This window comes from Microvirga sp. GCM10011540, assembly GCF_042650665.1.
GTDB lineage: Bacteria > Pseudomonadota > Alphaproteobacteria > Rhizobiales > Beijerinckiaceae > Microvirga > Microvirga lenta.
On the sequence record NZ_JBHSBQ010000002.1, the window covers coordinates 18,518 to 39,402 of the forward strand.

Genomic DNA, 20,885 nt, shown 5'->3' on the forward strand with positions numbered 1-20,885 from the left:
GGGTACTGCCAACTTGATTGCCGAGTAGACAAAGCTGTTGCTGGCGCAGCCATCATGCTGGTCTACATCAGCCTACGAGGTCAGCCCAGCAACCTCGTGCCAGATAGGAAAGGCATGATCCCGGGCAGCGCGATACTTGCTGTCTGAGAGGCGATGACAGCGGAGCTGGAACTGATTGTGGATTGGGCTGTGAATGGCAAGAAGTTGTTGGGCGTGCCGGACTGACTTGAACCGCCTCATGTGGCGCTCCCGTCGTGGGGTGGGTTGGTGTGACACCTCACAGCGGTTATTCAGGTATCGGCTCTGCCGATGCTCGACGCTCGGAAGGATCTCGCGTTTGGCAGCGTCACAGGATCCAAGTTTATCAGTCACGATCACTCTGGGCACATAGGGCACTGCACCAGAACATCGAGTACATTGCCGTGCTGATCAACAGCTCGCCAGAGATAGTGTAGTTTGCCCCGGATGCGGACGAACACCTCGTCGAGGAACCATTTGTCACCGGGTCTCGGCCGGCGCCGCTTGAGGGTCTTGGCGGAGGTGCGTCCAAAGCGCAGGCTCCAGGCGCGATTGGTCTCATAGCTGACCACGATGCCTCGTGCGGCGAGGATCAGTTCGACTTCCCGTAAGCTCAGGCTAAAGCAGCGGTAGGCCAAAGCGCCTGGTTGATGATTTCGGCCGGGAAACGGAAGCCGCGGTAGAGATTGGACGTCGTGCACATGCCCAAGACCGTGCCACAGGCGCCGGTTCCTGCCAACTTGACAGTATCCTGCGCTCGCTCGGACAGAGAGCTCCTGTGATCAAGTCTCCATCACTCCCGGAAAGGACGACCGGTTAATGGAATTACGTTAACGCAACAAAGCGGCTCAGACGCTCCACGAGCCTACCTTGGCCGCCGCCGACGCAGTGGCGCTTGGCATGTTTGCGTAATGACGGCAGAATTCCTGCCAGCTCGTCAGGCTGGCGAGCCGATCGGGAACAGCAACAAGAGCAATTTCTCCCAAGTCGAGGTCTCGCCGAAGCGGTAAGGCACCTGATCAGCTCGTAAGCCCAAAAGCATTTGGAATGCTGCTCTTCCCTGATCGACCCCGTACCTCTTGCGTGAGGGAAGCGCACGAAACAATCGACTGAGAACGAGTACGGCCGCACCTACCGTTCTCAACAAGTGAGGAAAACCCATTGGATCAGTCCATTCAAGCCAAAGCCTTCCGCTCGCTCCATATCCCTGGCCGTCCGCTCGTTCTGTTCAATGTCTGGGACGTCGGCTCCGCCAGGTCGGTGGCCGCAGGGGGCGCCCAGGCGCTCGGAACCGGGAGCTGGTCAGTCGCAGCGGCGTACGGCTTTACGGATGGCGAGCAGATGCCCCTCGACCTTTGTCTCGCGAACCTGCAAAGGATCGCCGAAACAGTTGACCTTCCGGTAACAGTTGACCTCGAGAGCGGGTACGGAGCAGATCCCTCGGCGGTTGGGAAGACAGTTGCGCGCGCCTTGCAGGCTGGAGCCATCGGTTGCAACATCGAAGACAGCTTCCCGGAAAATGGATCGCTACGCGAAACGGCTGACCAAGCGGCCCGTCTCAATGCCGCCAGAGCCGAGGCCGATGCCTTCGGCATCCCGGCATTCCTGAACGCCCGCACTGACGTCTTCTTCCAGTCCGGGCCGGAGCAACACGACGAGAGTATGGTTGAGGCGGCACTCGAGCGCGGCCGGATCTATGCCCAAGAAGGCGCTGATGGTCTATTCGTCCCGGGCTTAGTCGACGAGAGACTCATCGGCCGCCTCGTGGAAGGCTCACCCCTCCCAGTGAACATCATGGTAGGGGAAAGGACTCCTCCGACCGAGAAGCTCGCGGAGTTGGGTGTAGCACGGATCAGTCATGGGCCAGGGCCGTATCTTTTGGCCATGCGCGCGCTGGAGAATGCGGCAAGAGCAGCGTTTCAGAAAATCGGAACAGTCTCCAGGCAGTGACAGACTTTGATCCGCGCCCCTGTCAATCACAAGATGGATCAGAATTGCTGGAAGGACAGAGCAGAGGCTGGGTATATGCGCGGCTCATCACCAAGCGAGGCCGTTTCATAGCGACCCAAGCGCGGCCATGTCTTCTGAGAAAAAGCGCGGATCTTAAGATTAAGGAGCCCGTTTTGAAGATCATGTGTCTCAATTCCTGGGGCGGCAGGCTGCACGACGAATTGGTTCAATACATTCGAACAGCGTCGCCTGATGTGCTTTGCCTTCAGGAGGTGGTCCATAGTCCGACGACAACGAAGGGTTGGCTGACATATCGGGACGGCAATCACATCTTGCCTCAACGGGCTAATCTGTTTCGGGAGGTCGCGGAAGCACTCCCTGGACATGTCGCCATCTTCTGTCCCGCCGCCCAAGGCATCCTGTGGGACGACGACGAGACGGTGCCGTCACAGTGGGGACTTGCCACCTTCATCCGGGAGTCATTGCCGATTACCGCACAAGCGCAGGATTTCGTACACAAGTCCTTTTCGCCACACGGATATGGGGATCATCCCAGATCGCGAAACGCGCATGGGATCAAAGTCTATGACTATACCCGAGATGGATCCATAAGTATTGTTCATATGCACGGGCTGCGTGATCTGAACGGAAAGCAGGATACACCTGAGCGACTCGCTCAAGCGCATCGGCTTGCGGACCTCACGTCCAGGGTCGCTGCGCCGGGCGATCCGTTAGTGGTGTGCGGTGACTTCAATATCGAGCCTGACAGCGAAACTTTCAGAGTCCTCGCCGATCTCGGGCTGACGGATCTTGTGACAACACGTGGCTTTCAAGGCACCCGCACGTCTCACTACAAGAAGCCGGAGCGGTTTGCTGACTACATGCTCGTAAACAAGGCCGTGGTAGTACTGGACTTCACGGTGGTAACCCAACCTGAGGTATCGGATCACTGTCCATTGATCATAGAAATCTGATCCTTGTCCATTTCATTCAGGTTTCTGGGGCTGCGTGATGGCCCCGCCTCGCCAAGCTATGGTGCGCGCGAAACGCTGCTGGCGGCGAGCCGAACCGTGCCCGGAAGCGTCGCGTGAACTCCGAGAGGTCGCCAAACCCGGTATCGAGAGCAATGTTCAGAACAGTGTCGCTCCCCGTGCGCAGGTAATCCGCCGCCGCATCCAGGCGGCGATTTAGGATATAGTTGTAGGGTGTTACACCCGCTACGCGTTTGAAGCTAGCCGCGAACTGGCGCCGCCGCATGCCAACAGCCTGGGCGAGGTAAGCAATCGATAAACGTTCGGCAAAACGAGCATTGATGATCCCGATGGCTTGCGCCACACACCTTTCCTCACCTGTCCGGAACACGCTCCTTGTGACATCGTGATCAAGCGCAAAGGCGACCGCGAGAAGCTCAAGCGCGGTTTCTTCGGCACGTAGTGCGTCGGGGGCAGTGGTATCCAGGTGGATGCGGCCAAGAAGCGGCAGAAGGCGTTCGAGCGGGGGGATGCGAACGTGATGGAACGTTTCCCGTCTCAGCCCCTTCAACTCCCCCACGGTTTCTTCGACCAGTTCCGGAGAGTACTGTAAAGACACGCAGCGATCGCCGATCCCGTGCTCATGTCCGCATTCGTAACAGCTCCCGCCATTGCCCAGAAGGAGCGATCCCGGCACCATCAATGCCCGGCCTCGGCTCGAGCGGTAGGTGAACGTCCCCTCTAAGACAGCAGACACGGAGGTCCACCCGTGCATCTCCTCAAAAGGGCGATCCAACGGTCCGGAGGAACAAACAACTTCCATCACGCGCCAGCCCTCTCCTTGGACGAGAAGGCGCGCGGTCGCACCAGATTGTGGCAGGTCGCTGGTCGGCATGGAGGGCAAAACTAGCCGTTTTCCCCAAGTCGTTCAATCCGGAACCGATAAGGGTCACTGAACCACGCCTGCCAAGAGAACGAGGTCCATGGACGAGGTCTTTCTCGCAGGATTGATGTGCCGAGGACTGGAGCCAGAACAGATTTCCGAAATGACGACCATCAAAGCCGAGTCTCTTGCACTCGTTCCACTAAGGAGAAGCCATGCCAGCCAGCTTTATACAATTCTGAGCGATCCTCGACTATACGATTTCATACCAGACAGACCGCCCGAGACGATCGAAGAGCTTGAGCAGCGGTACTCTCTTCTTGAAAAGGGAACCAGTCCCGATGGAAGGGAGCTGTGGCTTAACTGGGCTGTATTCACTACAGCGGATTGGCGCCCGGTGGGGATAATGCAAGCGACAGTGCGCCGAGGCATCGACGCCGACATCGCATACATCATCTCAAGAGACGTATGGGGAGTCGGTTATGGGCGAACCGCAACTCGCGCAATGATTGATCATATTTTTACGACGTATGATCTGCAAGCTGTGCGAGCTTTGGTCGATACACGCAACTATCGATCAATAGGGATGATCGAGACACTAGGGCTAAAGCCTGTGCGCTTCATCAGGAACGCTGATCACTTTAAGGGTGAGGCCAGCGACGAGTACGAGTTCGTGCTGAGCTATAATGATTGGCGGATGGGTCGCAACTTCGATTAGTGGCGATGAGCGGTGTGAGCCTCGGAAGGGAACTGCCACACTGGCGGTCACTACAGACCAAAAGCCATCCGCAGGGGCAAAGATGCTCGCGCTCGAACCGGACTGCACGCCCCCTCGTCAGCGTGGAGGACGAAGTGAACCTTTTTCCCCAAGCCGCTCAATCCGGAGCGGGCTAGGAACTGTCGAAGCACCTGAACTAGGAACACGAGGCCCTATGAACGACGTCTTCCTCTCCGCATTGGTGAGCCTGGAACCACATCCAGATCTGCCGCCAGAGCAGCGGATCTTCGCTCCCTTCATCGGGAGCTGGGATCTCGTCGTGACCTGGTATGCGGAGGACGGCACCATCATACGGCGGGAGAATGGCGAATGGCACTTCTCATGGGTATTGGAAGGACGCGCTGTCCAGGACATCTGGATCGTGCCGCCTCGCCATGAACGTCCTGATCATCAGGATCCATATGAATACGGCACCAGCTTAAGGTTCTTTGATCCTGTTCTCGGGGTCTGGCGTTCTACTTGGATCGGCCCCACCCAAAAAGCCGTTCATGTCTTTCTTGCCCATCAGGTCGGCAATGAGATTGTACTCGAAACCAATTTGGAGGGCGAAAGACGTATGAGGTGGATCTTCACCGACGTCGCCGACACCAGCTTTACTTGGCGCAATCAGCGCGAGACGGCCACAGGCTGGCTCCTGACCCAAGACTTCCAGGCCCACCGCGATCAGAGGAATTGACAGTGCTGAAAACTTATAAGGGTAGCTGCCATTGCGGTGCCGTCGCGTACGAGGCCGACATTGATCTCGCTAATGGAACGGGACGCTGTAACTGCTCGATCTGCAGGAAGTCCCGCAACTGGAGCGCTATCATCAAACCCGAGGCCTTTCGTCTGCTGAGCAAACCTGAGGAGATGACGGAGTATTCTTTCGGTACCGGCGCGGGCAAGTACAAGTTCTGCAAGCGCTGTGGCGTGCATTCATTCAGCACTGGCTACGTGGAGGACATTGGCGGCGAGTTTGTCTCGGTGCGCGTGAATTGCCTTGACGATGTTGCCGACGAGGAGCTAGCCACCGTTCCTGTCAACTTCGCCAACGGGCGTGACAACGCCTGGTGGAATAAGCCTATGATCACCTGTCATCTGTGATGTCTGATAGCATCGTCGAATAGTCCCGGAAGAGCCGGCTCGAGGCCATTCGGCATAGCACACTCCATGCGAAGGAGTTCCCGTTTGAGGGCCACACCTCCATACGCCGAGAACCCTCCCTGTTTGCCGGAGGCAGCAAGAACCCGATGGCAGGGCACCACAACGGTGCCATGGGTTGCCGGCCATTGTGAACCCCACAGCTCGCGCCGCATGGGCGTGTCCGGCCCGCTTCGCCAAGCTGCCGTAGGTACTCGTCTGGCCGTACTTCGTCTACCGAAGGAGCTGATAAATGTGGGCATCGAACCGGCTGACAGCACTAAAGTCCAAAGCCATGTCTTCGAAATCTGTGGCATGGCTCATGAAGTACCTTTGCAGCTTATGAACACAAGCAATTACCGGAACCGGCGGATCGCAAGTGTTGGGAAGCGCCCCACGTTTGCGCAGGCGCCCCTCCGTAGAGCTGGGGCTAGCTTCCGGCAGCTGCACACAGTGCAAGCCGCTTCTCATCCAAGCGACGCCGCAAACCGCGATCTCTGTATCGAACAGCTGATAGCAAATTTGCGACACCACCAGGTCCACAATCCTTCACGGCCAGTGACTTCAAGAAGTCTCCGCTGCTTTATCCATTGTGGTTTTCAGGGCCGAGATGCCCTCCTGCATCATGCATTTAACCTGCTCGCTTGCACTGTCCGGCAGAAAATCGGCAATCCAGACGACTTGACTGCCCCCTTGCGTCGCGAAGACCTGGACCGAGGCGTTGTAGTGACTCAGGCCAGCTCCCTCCGCAGACCAGACCAGCCGGCGACGGTCTTCGTCCAAGGCAATGATCGGCTCGCGCACTATCATGCCATTCCCAAAAGTCACAATCCGGGCACCCGGCTCGAGCTCTGTCTGGACAACGAAACCGGGAACCAGTCTCGTATGGAGTGCTCCAATGTCCCGAATGGCATCCCAGACGAAGTCCGGGCTTGCCTTGGTCGCGATTTGTACGGTTTCAGAGGCCATGTTTATCAAGCCTCTTTGCCGCAATGCGCTTCAATCCGGTATCCATCAGGATCAACAACGAATGCAGCATAGTAGCTGGGGCCATAGTCCTCACGCAGGCCCGGAGCACCGTTGTCTCGCCCATTTGCGGCGAGGGCGGCGTTATGGAACTGCGAGACACTCTCACGGGTCGGCGCCACAAAGCAGATATGCAGGCCAGAGTGCGGGTCTGCGGGAACAGGGCTGGTGCTGTGATTCACCCACAAGACCACGGCATCCTTGCCGTAGCCGAGGGAGCCATCGCTCTCGCTCAGGCACGTGTACCCGAGCGGTGCCAGCACGGCATCATAGAAGGCCTTGGATCTGGCTACGTCCCGAACACCGATAGATAGATGATCGATCATTCTTTTTTCCTCTTTACCGGCTTGCGCCCGCACGACGATCGTCGGAGCGGCCTCGGCCGAGCTCAAGGTCCTAGCAATGCATCAGGCCAGCGACTTGGGGAAAATTGCTTTTGTATCCCTTCCAGTCCAGGAGCGTTTTCCAATGGCTGATCCTGTTGCTCACTTGACGGATAGACTCAGCGTTCGGCAGCTTGCCGGGAATACCGACTGGCAGATTTGTGAGTTCACGTGCAATGCAGGCCCCGATGATCGCCCCTTAGAGGAGCAGCACGACGGGTTTACGATTGCGGCAGTCCTGGAGGGGGTCTTCACCTACCGGTCGGAGAATGGACAGGATCTCCTTCACCCTGGGGCACTGCTGCTCGGCAACCATGGTCGATGCTTTGAGTGTGGTCATGAGCACAGCCGCGGCGACAGGTGCATCTCGATCAGCTATAGGCCCGACTTCTTTGGCGAAATCGCAGCCAGCGTGGCCGGAAACAGCCGCGTCAGGTTCCCCAGCGGGATGCTACCACAAAGGCAAAGTTTTGCTCGACACGTGGCCGGCCTCGAAGCATTCAACCACGGAGTGTCTCTCCGGTCGCCAGAGGACATCGCCATCACATTAGCAGAGTCAGTCCTCTCCACAGTTGCCGATCAACCTCCAACCCATAGAGAGATTGCGGCCCGTGACGAGCGCCGTATCTCTGCCTCGATACGGTATATTGAGGAGCACTATAGGGATCCTCTTGACCTGGGCGAACTGGCTGACGCCGCGCATATGAGCAAGTACCATTTCCTGAGGACCTTCCGGCGCTTGACGGGAAGTACACCTTATCAGTACCTGTTATCGGTCAGGATGCACCGCGCCGCTGTTGCACTGACAACGTCGCCAGCGAATATAGCAGACGTTGCCTTTGAGGCAGGGTTTGGGGATCTCTCCACCTTCAACGAGCGGTTTCGCGCGATTTACCGCGTGAGCCCATCGGCGTTCAGGGCAGGGGATACCAAAGCGTAGAGCACCGCAGCGACTCGGTCCATGAAAGGCGAGGAGTGCAAACTCTCCTATTCGCCCGTTCCTTCATGTAGAGGAAGTCCATGTCTGCCGACACAATCATTGTTATATTCGGACTTGTGGTGATCATCTGGCTTCTCCAGCAGATCAATACCCGCCTCAAAGCAATCCACTTCTACATACGGAAGGGTGACCGCCAGCAGAGCCCATGAACGGAAAGCAGCGTTCGATAGAGTATTGCTGGACCTTCCAATCGCGCGGAGGCCCGTTCAGCGGGTCAGCTGCCGCGAAGTGCGGGATCCTTCGGATGCCTCTGAACTCTCAAAATGGTACCGCAGTGGACACCAACCCTAGGAGCGCCTTAGCCGCCTCCGTCTGATGGATTCAGCACATCAATCAACGCTCTGAACTCACCAACAGCAAAATCAATGAACGCCCTGATGCGAGGAGCATCACGCATGTCCGGGTGCACTCCCAGGTAAATTGCTTGCTGCGGCTCCGGCAATGGCACTGCAATGTGCTGGAGGGTACGCCTTTGGTCTCCAATAAACCTCGGCAACACCACCATAGCAATTCCGTTCTCGGCTATGGACAAGTGTGAGCTGAGTCCATTGCTACGCAAAGCGACTCTTGCATTGGGAGCGAGCCTTTTCAGCCAACTCGTGTAACTTACGTGGCTCGCGTGATTATACAGGCTGGCAACAGTGTGGCCTTTGCATCCGAATTCGAACCCTGGCAGCCCAAATTGGGCAATGTAGGCCTGTGATGCGTACAGCCCGTAGGTCGCTTCCGCCACCTTCCGAAGGATGAGGTTTTCCTGTTCAAATGAACCGAAGCGGAACGCAATGTCGGCCTCACGACGCGATAGGCTGTAAGGACGTGTATCGTTGAGGAGTTCAACGTCAACCAAAGGGTGGCGCACCGCAAACTGCGCAGCCACTGGTGAGATGAGGTAGTCTCCAAGCCAGTCAAGGCTTGTTATCACGATCGCACCTTCGAGACTCGCGTCGTGAGATGCAACACGACGTTCGATGGCGAGTGCATTCTCTTCCATTCTGGAGAGGTCGTCCAGGAGAGCAGATCCGAGGTTGGTTAGTGCCAGCCCCACGCTGTTACGTTCGAAGAGCTTTACTTTAAGCCGTTTCTCGAAAGCATCGAGCCGTCGGCTCACCGTCGGCTGGGTGGTTCCGAGTGCCTTGGCGGCTGCAGTGATCGATCCGTGCCGCGCTATGGCTAGCACAATCTTGAGGTCGTCCCAATCCATCCGAGTCTCCCAAGTCCATACAGAATCGTATGGGCAGGATGCGTTTTCAAGCTCTCCCTGCCCTGATCGTGAAGGTCTATCGCTACATGGCTGAGGCCTCATTGCCGAGGTCGTTACTGTTCTGGTGGATAAGCAATGCAGAGAGATGCCTATGAAATAGGGGCAGCCACGGCTGCCAGTGGGCTGCATGAGGAGACGGCCACAGCACGTGCTTGGCTCGGAGTGGCCTCCATTGCCCTGGGGGTCTTCGTCGTGGTGACGGCCGAGCAACTGCCGATTGGCCTTCTGACGAGCGTGAGCGGAGATCTCGGGGTGTCCGAGGGGCAGGCCGGCCTAATGGTAACTTTACCAGGCTTCATCGCAGCTGTGGCGGCACCCCTGGTTCCCTTGGCGATCGGCGCCCTCGACCGGCGGATAGCTCTCCTTGGCTTGATGGCGCTTATGGCTGGCGCCAGTGTTCTTTCAGCCTTCGCCCCCAGTTACATGACGCTACTTGCGTCCCGCTTCCTCGTTGGCTTGAGCATTGGCGGCTTCTGGGCAATTGCGGGCGGACTTGCGCCTCGCCTTGTGCCGGCGGCATCCGTACCTCGGGCGACGTCCCTCATCTTCGGTGGAGTTGCAGCTGCCTCTGTTCTCGGTATTCCGATCGGTACCCTGATTGGCGAGTATGCGGGATGGCGAAGCGCGTTCATCGCTTTGGCTGTGGGAAGCGCTCTGGTCATTGCCGGGATGCTGGTCGCCATTCCGCGGCTTCGGCCAGAGCGCGCCATCGGAGTGACTGTACTTGCCACTCAGCTCAAGAGCCGAGCCGTCGCCTCTGGGCTCCTCGTCACACTACTTCTGGTCACCGCACAGTTTGCTACCTACACCTATATTAGTCCCACTGCTCAATCCCTAATGGGAATCGGTAGCATGTTCATAGGCCCTCTTCTGCTCGGCTATGGCATTGCTGGTGTATTAGGCAACTTTATCATCGGCATGGGAGCCTCCCGCAACGTTGCTACGACCATGCTGATTATCAGTCTTGCGCTCGCAACCCTGATGACTGGTATAGCTGCGGTCGCTCGCCACGAGATCGCAGGTGTCCTGTTCGTACTAGCTTGGGGCTTCGTTTACGGAGGCGTGTCTGTCAGCCTCCAGACATGGATGCTTCGTGCGGCACCTGAAGCAGCGGAGGCGGCAACATCGCTCTGGGTCTGCGTGTTCAATTTCTCCATTGCGCTTGGCGCTTTCGTCGGAGGCGCCGCAGTCGATAACATTGGTCTCATGTCGGTCAATATTATCGGTGCCGGTCTGTTCCTTCTGTCGGCGATAGTTGCGGCAGGGTCACGCCAGGCTTTTGGGCACCGTCCCAGCTGACCGTAAGGTTCATTGATATACCATCATCAGGTCCGGTGGAGCTTAGGCTACCCTACAAGCCGAGAGAACTGCCCAAGGCTGACAGTCAAGTCTTTGGGCAGTCCTCTGATAGCTTACTTTGTACGATAAGCTTCTGCACTAATGTCAGACGCACTCCTTGCCCTATGGTATCACCTGTTGGATTTATCGAATGTCCACTGACATCTCCCTTGCTTCTTCTCCTCCGACGACCCGTCCAACAACATCTACGGAGTCCTCATGGCGAACGGAGCCCGGCTACCGGGTCATCCGCCGCAACGGCGCCGTGACGCCGTTCGATCCGTCCAAGATCGCCGTCGCCCTGACCAAGGCGTTCCTGGCCGTCGAAGGCAGTTCCGCCGCCGCGTCCCGGCGCATCCACGAGATCGTGGAGGGGCTGACCCGGCAGATCGTCGACGCCCTCGTCCGCCGGGTCGATCACGGTCGCGCCTTCCACATCGAGGAGGTCCAGGACCAGGTGGAACTGGCCCTCATGCGTGGCCGTGTGCAATCTCGGCTCCGTCAACCTCGCCAATCATCTCGGCGAGAACGGCCTCGACCTGCCGCGGCTGGAGCGCACGGTCCGCACCGCGGTGCGGATGCTCGACAACGTGATCGACATCAACTTCTACACGATCCCCGAGGCGCGCCGCTCCAACCTGCGCCACCGGCCGGTGGGCCTGGGCCTCATGGGCTTTCAGAATGCGCTCCAGCATCTGCGCATCGCCATCGCGTCCGACGAGGCGGTGCGCTTCGCCGATACCAGCATGGAGGCGATCAGCTATTACGCGATCTCGGCCTCGTCCGATCTCGCTGCCGAGCGTGCCCTTGTGATCGCATGGTCCGCCTGCCGACGCACGCATCAGGTCACGGCGCAAACCTCACATCGCGAAAGAAAGGTGCGACTGTAGTGGTAGGTCCAATCGGAACCCGATCTAAGGTTACCTTCTGCACTGACGAGCGTACGTACATATGTATGTATTTATAAATAGCAGACTAAGTCATCCAGGAGACGGGCGATGAGCGCAGTCGATAAACGAAAGCTTCGCGGCGATCGCGTCAGAGCGGGAATCCTGTACTATGCAACACAAATTGCATCACGCGATGGACTGGAGTATCTGACGTTCGGCCATCTTGCCGCCGATGCAGGCATCGCGCGGAGCAATATTCAAGTCCTGTTCGGCGACAAAGAAGCCCTGCAACTCGCTACGAATGAGTACGGCATAGCCATTTATTTCCGGGAGGTGGTCGATCCAGCGATGGCCAAACCAACACCATGGGAGCAACTCGTTGCACAGGTGGAAGGCTGGTACGCTTTCGTTGAGAACAGAACTCTCCCTGGTGGGTGCCTCATTCATGCATTAAGCAACGAGTATCGGACACGTGTCGGCACCATTCGGAAGCGTGTGGACCAACACCGTGCCGACGCCCACGCACGTTTTCTTGACCTCCTTGAGCAAGCTAAGTCAGCTGGCCAAATTCACCGCGACATTGATGTTCATCAAGTTGCTTTCGAGCTGACTTCGCACTAGGCCGCTGCGAACGTCGCGGCCCTTATGGGGGATAGTCATCAGTTCAATCTAGCTCTGCAGACTTCTAGAGATCGGCTGCACGCAAACAGGGCATAGCCGAGCAGACCTTTGCAAACAGCTTCTGCACAATCCTACCCCCGGCATGCATTGGGCTGGGCCGCCTCTCGCCGGCGTCAGACCTCATATCTGTCGCGCGGAGAAAGCGCTCTTCATCCCGCTCAAAGTTCGCTTCAAGCGCTGCAACCTCTGCAGGCTTAACACCCAACGGCACTTTACCTCTTTCCGCAAAATTCAATCTGAATGTCGATGGAGAATCAAACATGGTTAGTATGACCTCGGAAGGCGCCTATACAGATCGGGCGGCGACAAAGGGGCATTGGCTCGCTGTTTCAGTTCTCGCATTTGGCGTATTTGTCGTCGGGACAGGAGAGTTTGTTCTAGCAGGACTCCTACCTCTCCTCAGCCGGTCCTTCGACATCTCGCCATCGGTGGCAGGCCAAGTGATCACGACCTTTGCTCTAACCTGCGCAATTGCCGGGCCCGTTCTTACCTCAACAACAGGGGTCTGGCACCGTCGTACGGTACTCCTAATCGCCGCACTTGTGTACCTCATAGGAAGCGCGTGGACGGCGGTGGCACCAAGCTACAGCCAGGTGCTCCTCGGGCAGATGGTGGCCGCGCTTGGCGTAGGATTGTTTGTACCGAATGCGACAGTCACGGCGGCCGCACTCGTATCTCCCGCGCATCGAGGTCGTGCAATCGCTGCGGTCGTGAGCGGCTTTACTGCGGCGGCCGCGCTTGGTGCACCACTCGGCACGGCGCTAGGAGGGATTTTCGACTGGCGCACCACAATGTGGCTGACCACAGTCCTCGCCGTAGTCGGCGCGATCGGCATCCTCCTTCTGATTCCCTCACGGGTTCAGGTTGCTAGGCCAAGTGCATTAGGCCAGCAGTTGCGTTTGCTGAAGGAGCCGCAGATTATCGCCGTCTTGTCTGTGACGTTGTTGGCGTTCACGGCCGTCTACATCCCGTATACCTACATTGGAATCATCTTTGAACCGGCAACATCGGCTAACAATGCCAATTTGGCTGCTCTCATTTTGCTGCTTGGCATCATTGGGACCATCGGTAATTTTGGAGCTGGCATTCTTGCTGACCGCATGGGAGGGCCTAAGGTTGTCGCCATCGCCCTTGTCTGGCTAACTGTCAGCATGCTGCTCATGCCACTGTCGACTGCAGAACTGCGCACCGCACTCGCGATGACTGCATTCTACGGCGCCGCGGCATTTGCTATTACTACACCGCAGCAACACCGTTTGATTTCGCTGAAGCCGGAATCAGCCGCACTCCTCATCTCCCTCAATCAGGCCATTCTCTATCTCGCGATCGCCCTGGCTGGATTTGTCGGAGGAGCGGGGGTCGCGTGGCTCGGCGCTCAACACGTCAGCTTAATCGCGGCCGGGCTAGCCCTGCTGGCACTTGCTCTCTCAGAGATCACACGCCGGAGGACCTCCCGCGTAGAAGCTCGCACATAGACCAGCCACACCTGATACCAATACGACGGCGGTTCAGAATGCGAGATCTCAGCATCGCAAGAATTGCACGAATGTGGTCAAGTATGAGCCTCCCCTCGGTGTCCTCTGGCTTGGGAGGAGAGCCGTTACCTTTGGCATCGGACTCTTGATCGCTCATCTCTCCGTCCTCTCCGACTCAGACTTAGCGAGGATCAGCGTAATGTTAGATTGCATCAGCCGAAAGTCTTAAGACCGTGGTCCTCACGATTAGCCCTTAGGCTTGGCTCTCCTTTCTGAAAAATTCGCGATAGTTTGCGTTCTGGAGGGCACTGCATGAGTCCACGTTCTACCAAGCAGCTCCCGGTCGAGGCCCTCCGCCAGATCCAAGGCCCGGAGATCCTGAAGAAGCTTGGTGAGGAAAGGCGGACGCTATGCTAATCTCGGACCCCACATGGCACGCCCGACAAGCTCGTGGCCAACAACATAGTCAGCAGGATCGATGACATGTCCGAGATGATTACCGGCAATCGGAGGCACTTTCATCTGAGGATGCATAGTTGATTCTACTATTTGTTGAACCTCACGAGGAGCAACTTCGGAACACTTCACAGATGGAGAGGCCTATGCGTGGTCCTGATCTAGTTGAGCGCCTTTGGGTGGCATCGGAGTATGATGAAGGCATTCCGCCGGCCGAGGCCCAAGCGCTCTTTATAGAGGCCGCCGAGATGATTGAGATGCTCCGGGCGCTCTTGGAACCGGTCAACGAGAGTAGCCTAGAGGATATGAGGTCCCAAGGCAACGCGTAAAGGTGGAACGGATGTGCTTGGTCCTTGAGGTCCTACACGAGACCGCCAGCCGGCCCCCTCCCCACCGGCAGATCTTGGTTGGTACAGCTCCACATGGGCCAGGCTGCGGAAGCCCGATAGCGGAGCATCATGTGTTAGATCATACTTCACCGGCAAGCTGATCAACGGGGTACAAGCCAGCATGCTCCGCCCGTAAGGAATGCTTGATCCTCCCTTTGTGAGTGTTTGATCCTTTGCCGGATCCGTCCGTAATCCTCGTTCTGGAGCTAGTGCCATGAATGCGAGCCTGTTTGAACGATTTGAACGATCCATTTCTGATCCAACAAGGACCGTCATCTCGACGCCGGCTGGTGGAACGCTCAGCTACGGCGACCTGATCGCCATGTCCGGACGGCTGGCCAATGTGCTGACGGCTCGCGGGGTCAAGCCGGGTGACCGGGTTGCGGTTCAAGTCGAGAAATCGGTGCCAGCGTTGGTTCTGTATCTTGCAACAGTCCAAGCTGGCGCAGTCTATCTACCCCTTAACACCGCCTACACGCTAGCGGAGCTCGAATACTTCATCGGCGATGCGGAGCCTTGCTTGATCGCATGCGATCCACGCAAGCGGGAAGGAATTGAACAACTCTCCGCAAGAGCAAGCGCGGCGGTTGAAACACTCGATGCCGCAGGGCAGGGCACTTTAATGGACGCCGCAGCCACTGCTCCTGATGCATTCGAGACGGTGCAAAGGGCGGGCGACGATTTGGCGGCGATCCTCTACACGTCGGGGACAACCGGCCGCTCCAAGGGAGCGATGCTGTCGCACGACAATCTCGTCTCCAATGCCCTGACTCTGAAAGATTTCTGGCGTTTTACGGCCGACGATGTGCTGATCCACGCCTTGCCGATCTATCACACCCACGGACTCTTTGTGGCCACCAACGTCACACTGTTCTCTGGCGCATCCATGATCTTCCTGCCAAAGTTCGACGCAGAGGAGATCCTCGGGCTGATGCCGTGCGCAACGGCCCTGATGGGGGTGCCCACCTTCTACGTGCGCCTGCTGCAGCATTCGGGTCTCACCAGGGAGTTAACCTCCAGAATGCGCCTGTTCGTGTCAGGTTCGGCGCCCTTGCTGGCTGAGACCCACCGTGAGTGGAGCGCCCGAACCGGCCATGCCATCCTCGAGCGCTACGGAATGACCGAGACCAACATGAACACCTCCAATCCGTATGATGGCGACCGGGTACCAGGCGCCGTCGGCCTGCCGCTGCCCGGCGTGTCGGCTCGCATCACTAACCCGGACACTGGTGAGCTGTTGCCGATAAATGAGATCGGTATGATCGAGGTGAAGGGGCCGAACGTGTTCAAGGGCTACTGGCGCATGCCGGAGAAGACGGCGGCCGAGTTTCGCCCAGATGGATACTTCATCACGGGCGACCTCGGCAAGGTCGACGAGCGCGGTTACGTGCATATTCTCGGGCGCAGCAAGGATCTGGTGATCACCGGTGGTTTTAACGTATACCCGAAGGAGATCGAGGACGAGATTGATGCCATTCCCGGAGTGTTCGAGAGTGCAGTGATTGGCATTCCACATGATGACTTTGGCGAGGGAGTAACGGCAGTCGTTGTCCGCTCCAAGTCGGCAACTGTCGACGCGGACACGATCCTGTCAGTGCTCGATGGGCGCTTGGCAAAGTTCAAGCTGCCAAAGCGCGTTCTTTTCGTCGACGACCTGCCGCGCAACGCTATGGGTAAGGTACAAAAGAACGTGCTGCGCGAGCAGTTCGCAAATCTCTATGTTACGACGCCATAGGACTTCACAAAGCGTATAACAGCCAGCGCCTCAAACCACCTTTCCTATTTCACCTCACCCATTCGTGAGTGCTGCAGTAGTTATCTTTGGCTCCGTGGGCAGCAGTTGGGCTGCGTCGGGGCCGTGTTGCATTAGCCTGTCAAGTCACACCATGTACTAGCGGCCGAACTGCGCTGGTACGCTGCCGACCGTGCTCAACGAAAATGATGCAATAGAACCAATATCATCAAGCGCATTGCCGAATAGGCGCCATCCGAACATGACAGAGCCTTTAACGGCATCGCTGAGACCGTCGGCAGTGCGGTTGACTTCCATCACACTGCGGCCGAGCTGCGCAGGAGCGCAGGAGATGCGGTCAGCCAATCGGCCCTTTCCTCATAGGCGTGAGCCAGCTGCAGCACGCTCATGTCAGCGTGGGGCTTTCCAACAATTTGAAAGCCATTCGGCAATCCACTCTCCCCGAAACCCGCCGGCATTGCCGCGACCGGCAGCCCGGCCATGCTCGGGCCAACGACAACCTCCATCCAGCGGTGATAGGTATCCATTTTTCGCCCGGCGACTTCCGCCGGCCAGTTGATCTCGACGTCGAAGGGAAAAACCTGCGCCGACGGGAGAATGAGATAATCATAGCACTCGAAAAGCCGGCACATGTAGCGATACCAATTGCTGCGCACAAGTGAGGCAGCATAGACATCCCCGCCGGTCAGCGAAAGACCGCTTTCGATTTCCCAAGCCAATTCGGGCTTGATCCGGTCGCGATTAGCTGGATCTGCATAAAGGGCCTGCATCTTTCCCGCTACTAGCCAGTGCCGCAATGTCAGCCACGCCTTCCACAGATCGCTCATGTCGAACTCGACCGTCACGTTTTCGACAGCGCAGCCCATAGCTTCGAAAAGCGAAAGCGCCTTTCTGTTTAGATCGAGAATGCCGCTTTCGAAAGGCAAATAGCCGCCGAAATCACCCAGCCAGCCAATCCGCGCATTGAGAGCGTCACTATCCTGATTTAGACTCGGAGGGATCGCCACCCCGGACCATGAGGATGGCTCCCGTATGTCATAGCCGGCTTGGATGACAAGAAGTTTGGCGACGTCCTGAACGGAGCGACCCATCGGTCCCGTGGTCGATAGGTTCTGCAGGAAAAGCTCCGGCGAGGGGCCTGACGGTACGCGTCCGTAGGTCGGCCTAAAGCCCACAACGTTGTTGAATGCTGCCGGGTTCCGGAGCGATCCCATCATGTCGCTACCATCGGCAACCGGCACGAGGCGCGCCGCAAGTGCGGCGGCCGCGCCACCACTCGACCCACCCGCGCTTTTACTGGTGTTGTAGGGGTTTCGCGTCCGGCCAAAGACCGGATTGTAGGTGTGAGAGCCTAATCCCATTTCCGGCGTATTGGTCTTGCCGATGATGATGGCTCCGGCCTTCTTCATACGCTCGACATGAGTGGCATCTTCCTCTGGAATGAAGTCGGCGAAGAGCGGAGAGCCGAAGGTACAGCGGATGCCCTTGACGGGGCTGAGGTCCTTCACGGCGATAGGAAAGCCGTGCATCCAGCCGCCGGGCTGGCCCGCCGCGAGTTGCTCGTCACATCGCCCAGCCTCGTTAATCAACTCGCCTTCGTCTCGCAGACTGACGATAGCATTGACCACTGGATTGATGCGCCTAATCTGTTCGAGATAGGCGACCATCACCTCCCGGCAGGACAGGGTCCGGGCGTGGATTGCCGCCGAGAGTTCGACAGCCGAAAGACTTGTTATTTCACTCATCCGTTGGTCACCCGAGATCCTCGATCACAAATGGGTCTGTTGCATCAACTGCTTCAGGCGCGACAGTATTGTACCAGTGTGGTTCGGCCGCTACTATCAGACCACTATGAAATCGAGCAGCGGGTTCGACCGATGCTCCCGCCCGAGTGATCCTGGGCGGGATAGAAGTGATCCAGATGTTGCGCAAAGGATAGGCGAAAAGGGCCCGAAATCCTCAGCCGTCACTCGCAGCGCAGTTCGATCTGCTCGCTGTCTGAGTCCATAACGAGACCGGGCCATTCTCTCGCCCTCTCTCCAGATTTGCGACAAAACCGCTAGCAGACCGTCCTGCCGTATCGAGACTAAGCTAGTTGGGTGCGCTTCGTAATGTGCGCCCGGTATGCGGCTGCAGACTTAATGGTGAGTGCCCCAGCCTCAGTAAGCTTTACGATCTCGGTCTTGGCCTGTTGTGCGGCTCGCGCACTGTAAGAAGGCTTCAAGACGACCCGGATGCGGCTCGTGATGTACCTTCTATGAGCACCTGCTTGCCGGGGGCTGAAGGTCCTCTCGGCTACAAGTTGGTCGAGGCGATCATAAGCCCGTTTCGCTTCAGTAGGAGTGTAGCTGTCTTTCTTGTCGAACAAAGGATTCCCTTTCGGTGGTAAACCGGCCCATATGAGAACAAGTGGGAGGGATTTCCAGATACGCTCCTATTCTAAGTTAACTTTCTGTTGTTATTTCTCCGTTGGCAGGCATCTAAGCCACAGAGATTCAGAGCTGATCAGGGATCTGTTTTAAGACTGGACCCTTTCTCTACCTGAGCTACGACCTAAGGCGTTGAGAGGCTCGGTAGTGACGCGAGATAACAAGAACCCGTCCAGGTGTCGGCAGTTCACGGTGAAGATCATCCTGCAGGCGGTGCACTGGCATTTCTAGTTCTCGATTAGCTACCGCGCCCCCGAGCACATGCACTCCAATCGCGATATAGGCGTGGACCATACAACTGTGTTTCGCTTTAAGCGGACAGGATTGCAGTTGGCTCCCAGTGCGTCTGGTCCAAATCCAGGCCAGGTCATTCAGACCTACCCTCTCGCACGAGCTGCGAGGTTCTTGCGACGCTTCGTAGCCTCGGCCGTTGTATACCAGTCCAGGGCAAACCAAAAGACGGCAGCCGCCGCAACGAAACCCCACACACCATTCCACAAGCTTAGGTCCGGAACTGAACGAACGGTGTTAAGGTCTAGCTGACTATGTGCGCCTATGCCAATAATAGTCAGGAGATAGACTACGGCGATTAAAGCAGCGCTAGCTGCCAATATTGCTACGATGTACTTCATACCATCCGATGACTTTCTATCTATATCTGGGACAAACTCAACAGTGGCGGGGAATGACCACCAAATCTTGTCGGCACGTACTTATCAAATGCGTTTATCGAGACACTCGCGGCCTTCATCTCGCTCGGATGAAACACTAAGCCAATACGGGAACATGGAGCTTCAACAGGCGCTTACAGCATTCAATCGGACGGCGGTCGGCCTCCAATGGGGCGCCCCACTGCCTTCTTGAGAGTGGAACCGTGGTGTCAATGCCGGGCACGCGCTGCCCAATCGGCGCGGCTTGCCCGAGATCTCGATCGTGACCTGGTTACCAGAGATGAGATCGAGAATAGTCATGGAAAGACCTCTCCTGGCTCAGTACACATAGAACTCCGCATGCTGCGATCGGATCATGCTGACTTATAGTGTCGATACTAGCCTCTTAACGCGCTACATGCCTGCATCCCCAAAGCGAAGCGAGGCGGTACATCCGCGCCTCGCCTGCTTTATGGGAGATTGCTGAGGCCCAAACCTGCACCAGCCAGAGCATGGTTGCGCCAACATGGTTAACAATCAGTTAACACAGTTTCTACCGTTGACAGGTCAGAAGTAGAATCTGCTCGTACTTTCGCCGAATGATCCCTTAGCACTGGCACGTCGTGTATTCGAGGCCGGCGCGGCTTACAGTAGAGATGAGCCCCCGACGCTGATGAATGAGGCCTACCTCCTGTAATGTATGCACTACGGTGCCTACGTTAGATCGTTGGCCCCCGGCCACTCAGACAAGAATTCATGAGCAGAGGCAAGTCATTCTGGTCGACTCGGTCATGCATGCTCCAAATCCAGCGGCAGCATCGGGCTTCGACACTGTGAGCGGCATTGAAGGCGACAGACTGGAGAATCTACGCCATCAGCGCCTCAGTGAACCGTAGAAACGGTTGCTGAACTCCAGAGCCCGATGCCACTGCCTCCTGCACTCGATCAAGACTGAGCCGGGAGGCTGTGCCGGATACCTGCCCCACGTAGCGCCCAAATGACTGACGAGATACGAAGGCACTGACAAGTCCAAACAGAAGTTCGCGACCAAATACTGCCATCTCTGCGGACGTGCCGTCCTCCATCCGATCGATGAGTAACGCAAGAGCGCTATGAGGGAAGAAAGTGTGTTATATTGTATCTCCCAAATCAAAAACTTTGCCGTGCGGCAGGTCCATGAATTCGAGGTACGGCTCCAGATAAGCAAAATCCGCTGACTCCAGCGCCGCGAAAATTCGATTGGCCTGATGCCACGCTGCGCCCGGAACCTGTGCGATAGCAGTGACTCGCGGTATGGCAGGGGACTGCTTAGAGCGGATTCGATTTAGGTGAACTCGTATCCGCAGTTGCTGAGATAGTTCTGGCATTCGTCCGCCGGGAAGCTGTCGAGCAGTTCTCCGATGGTCGTCCAGAGCGCCTCCTTGGTGCGAACTGC

17 protein-coding genes and 4 pseudogenes are annotated in these 20,885 nt (G+C 57.3%); 13 read left to right on the forward strand and 8 right to left on the reverse strand.

Annotated features, from left to right (window positions below):
- Positions 1 to 72: 72 nt before the first annotated feature.
- Positions 73 to 721 (reverse strand): annotated as a pseudogene (locus tag ACFOYU_RS00300) (transposase).
- A 458-nt stretch (positions 722 to 1,179) separates the two neighbouring features.
- Here ACFOYU_RS00300 and ACFOYU_RS00305 point away from each other — a divergent pair.
- Both ACFOYU_RS00305 and ACFOYU_RS00310 read left to right on the forward strand, forming a co-directional pair.
- Positions 1,180 to 1,968: an isocitrate lyase/phosphoenolpyruvate mutase family protein gene (locus ACFOYU_RS00305; protein ID WP_377032019.1), complete on the forward strand. Its 789-nt coding sequence runs from the start codon at positions 1,180 to 1,182 to the stop codon at positions 1,966 to 1,968.
- A gap of 173 nt (positions 1,969 to 2,141) precedes the next feature.
- Positions 2,142 to 2,942, forward strand: coding sequence for an endonuclease/exonuclease/phosphatase family protein (locus ACFOYU_RS00310; RefSeq protein WP_377032020.1), 801 nt, complete (start codon positions 2,142 to 2,144; stop codon positions 2,940 to 2,942).
- A gap of 16 nt (positions 2,943 to 2,958) precedes the next feature.
- Here ACFOYU_RS00310 and ACFOYU_RS00315 read toward each other — a convergent pair whose 3' ends face one another.
- A complete protein-coding gene (locus tag ACFOYU_RS00315) occupies positions 2,959 to 3,762 on the reverse strand; it encodes a helix-turn-helix domain-containing protein (RefSeq protein ID WP_377032036.1) in 804 nt (267 codons plus the stop codon).
- 160 nt (positions 3,763 to 3,922) lie between these two features.
- Here ACFOYU_RS00315 and ACFOYU_RS00320 point away from each other — a divergent pair, with 160 nt between their 5' ends.
- The 3 genes from ACFOYU_RS00320 to ACFOYU_RS00330 all read left to right on the forward strand — a co-directional run bounded on the left by ACFOYU_RS00320 (position 3,923) and on the right by ACFOYU_RS00330 (position 5,683).
- The gene (locus ACFOYU_RS00320; RefSeq protein WP_377032021.1) at positions 3,923 to 4,540 is read left to right on the forward strand and encodes a GNAT family N-acetyltransferase; all 618 of its coding nucleotides are present in this window, start codon (positions 3,923 to 3,925) and stop codon (positions 4,538 to 4,540) included.
- A 214-nt stretch (positions 4,541 to 4,754) separates the two neighbouring features.
- Complete coding sequence (locus tag ACFOYU_RS00325; protein WP_377032022.1) at positions 4,755 to 5,276, forward strand: hypothetical protein; 522 nt, start codon at positions 4,755 to 4,757, stop codon at positions 5,274 to 5,276.
- Positions 5,277 to 5,278: 2 nt separating this feature from the next.
- Complete coding sequence (locus tag ACFOYU_RS00330; protein ID WP_377032023.1) at positions 5,279 to 5,683, forward strand: GFA family protein; 405 nt, start codon at positions 5,279 to 5,281, stop codon at positions 5,681 to 5,683.
- On the opposite strand, the gene ACFOYU_RS00335 is transcribed toward ACFOYU_RS00330, so the two are convergent.
- The 4 genes and pseudogenes from ACFOYU_RS00335 to ACFOYU_RS00350 all read right to left on the reverse strand — a co-directional run bounded on the left by ACFOYU_RS00335 (position 5,674) and on the right by ACFOYU_RS00350 (position 7,071).
- The gene (locus ACFOYU_RS00335) at positions 5,674 to 5,895 is read right to left on the reverse strand and encodes an MGMT family protein (protein ID WP_377032024.1); all 222 of its coding nucleotides are present in this window, start codon (positions 5,893 to 5,895) and stop codon (positions 5,674 to 5,676) included. The two genes, ACFOYU_RS00330 and ACFOYU_RS00335, sit on opposite strands and share 10 nt — an antisense overlap.
- Positions 5,858 to 5,938: pseudogene (locus tag ACFOYU_RS00340) on the reverse strand (hypothetical protein); the annotation flags it as partial. The pseudogene ACFOYU_RS00340 and the gene ACFOYU_RS00335, both read right to left, overlap by 38 nt.
- Positions 5,939 to 6,283: 345 nt before the next feature.
- Positions 6,284 to 6,688 carry an SRPBCC family protein gene (locus tag ACFOYU_RS00345; protein WP_377032025.1) on the reverse strand — a complete coding sequence of 135 codons (405 nt, stop codon included), beginning with the start codon at positions 6,686 to 6,688 and terminating at the stop codon, positions 6,284 to 6,286.
- 5 nt (positions 6,689 to 6,693) lie between these two features.
- Complete coding sequence (locus tag ACFOYU_RS00350; protein ID WP_377032026.1) at positions 6,694 to 7,071, reverse strand: VOC family protein; 378 nt, start codon at positions 7,069 to 7,071, stop codon at positions 6,694 to 6,696.
- A gap of 142 nt (positions 7,072 to 7,213) precedes the next feature.
- Between ACFOYU_RS00350 and ACFOYU_RS00355 the strand changes: the two genes are divergently transcribed.
- Positions 7,214 to 8,068 carry a helix-turn-helix domain-containing protein gene (locus tag ACFOYU_RS00355; RefSeq protein WP_377032027.1) on the forward strand — a complete coding sequence of 285 codons (855 nt, stop codon included), beginning with the start codon at positions 7,214 to 7,216 and terminating at the stop codon, positions 8,066 to 8,068.
- Positions 8,069 to 8,426: 358 nt separating this feature from the next.
- Here ACFOYU_RS00355 and ACFOYU_RS00360 read toward each other — a convergent pair whose 3' ends face one another.
- Positions 8,427 to 9,329, reverse strand: coding sequence for a LysR family transcriptional regulator (locus ACFOYU_RS00360; RefSeq protein WP_377032028.1), 903 nt, complete (start codon positions 9,327 to 9,329; stop codon positions 8,427 to 8,429).
- Positions 9,330 to 9,464: 135 nt separating this feature from the next.
- Between ACFOYU_RS00360 and ACFOYU_RS00365 the strand changes: the two genes are divergently transcribed.
- The 7 genes and pseudogenes from ACFOYU_RS00365 to ACFOYU_RS00395 all read left to right on the forward strand — a co-directional run bounded on the left by ACFOYU_RS00365 (position 9,465) and on the right by ACFOYU_RS00395 (position 16,353).
- Positions 9,465 to 10,688 (forward strand): MFS transporter, encoded by a 1,224-nt coding sequence (locus ACFOYU_RS00365; protein WP_377032029.1) that lies wholly within the window; start codon positions 9,465 to 9,467, stop codon positions 10,686 to 10,688.
- Positions 10,689 to 10,878: 190 nt separating this feature from the next.
- Positions 10,879 to 11,145: pseudogene (locus ACFOYU_RS00370) on the forward strand (ATP cone domain-containing protein); the annotation flags it as partial.
- A 58-nt stretch (positions 11,146 to 11,203) separates the two neighbouring features.
- A pseudogene (locus tag ACFOYU_RS00375) lies at positions 11,204 to 11,530 on the forward strand (ribonucleoside-diphosphate reductase subunit alpha); the annotation flags it as partial.
- 195 nt (positions 11,531 to 11,725) lie between these two features.
- Positions 11,726 to 12,238, forward strand: coding sequence for a TetR/AcrR family transcriptional regulator (locus ACFOYU_RS00380; RefSeq protein ID WP_377032030.1), 513 nt, complete (start codon positions 11,726 to 11,728; stop codon positions 12,236 to 12,238).
- A 320-nt stretch (positions 12,239 to 12,558) separates the two neighbouring features.
- On the forward strand, positions 12,559 to 13,773 hold the full coding sequence (locus tag ACFOYU_RS00385) for an MFS transporter (protein WP_377032031.1): 1,215 nt from the start codon (positions 12,559 to 12,561) through the stop codon (positions 13,771 to 13,773).
- A 602-nt stretch (positions 13,774 to 14,375) separates the two neighbouring features.
- Positions 14,376 to 14,558 (forward strand): hypothetical protein, encoded by a 183-nt coding sequence (locus ACFOYU_RS00390; RefSeq protein ID WP_377032032.1) that lies wholly within the window; start codon positions 14,376 to 14,378, stop codon positions 14,556 to 14,558.
- A 274-nt stretch (positions 14,559 to 14,832) separates the two neighbouring features.
- The gene (locus ACFOYU_RS00395; RefSeq protein WP_377032033.1) at positions 14,833 to 16,353 is read left to right on the forward strand and encodes a malonyl-CoA synthase; all 1,521 of its coding nucleotides are present in this window, start codon (positions 14,833 to 14,835) and stop codon (positions 16,351 to 16,353) included.
- 314 nt (positions 16,354 to 16,667) lie between these two features.
- On the opposite strand, the gene ACFOYU_RS00400 is transcribed toward ACFOYU_RS00395, so the two are convergent.
- Positions 16,668 to 18,116: an amidase gene (locus ACFOYU_RS00400; RefSeq protein WP_377032034.1), complete on the reverse strand. Its 1,449-nt coding sequence runs from the start codon at positions 18,114 to 18,116 to the stop codon at positions 16,668 to 16,670.
- Positions 18,117 to 20,885 lie beyond the last annotated feature (2,769 nt).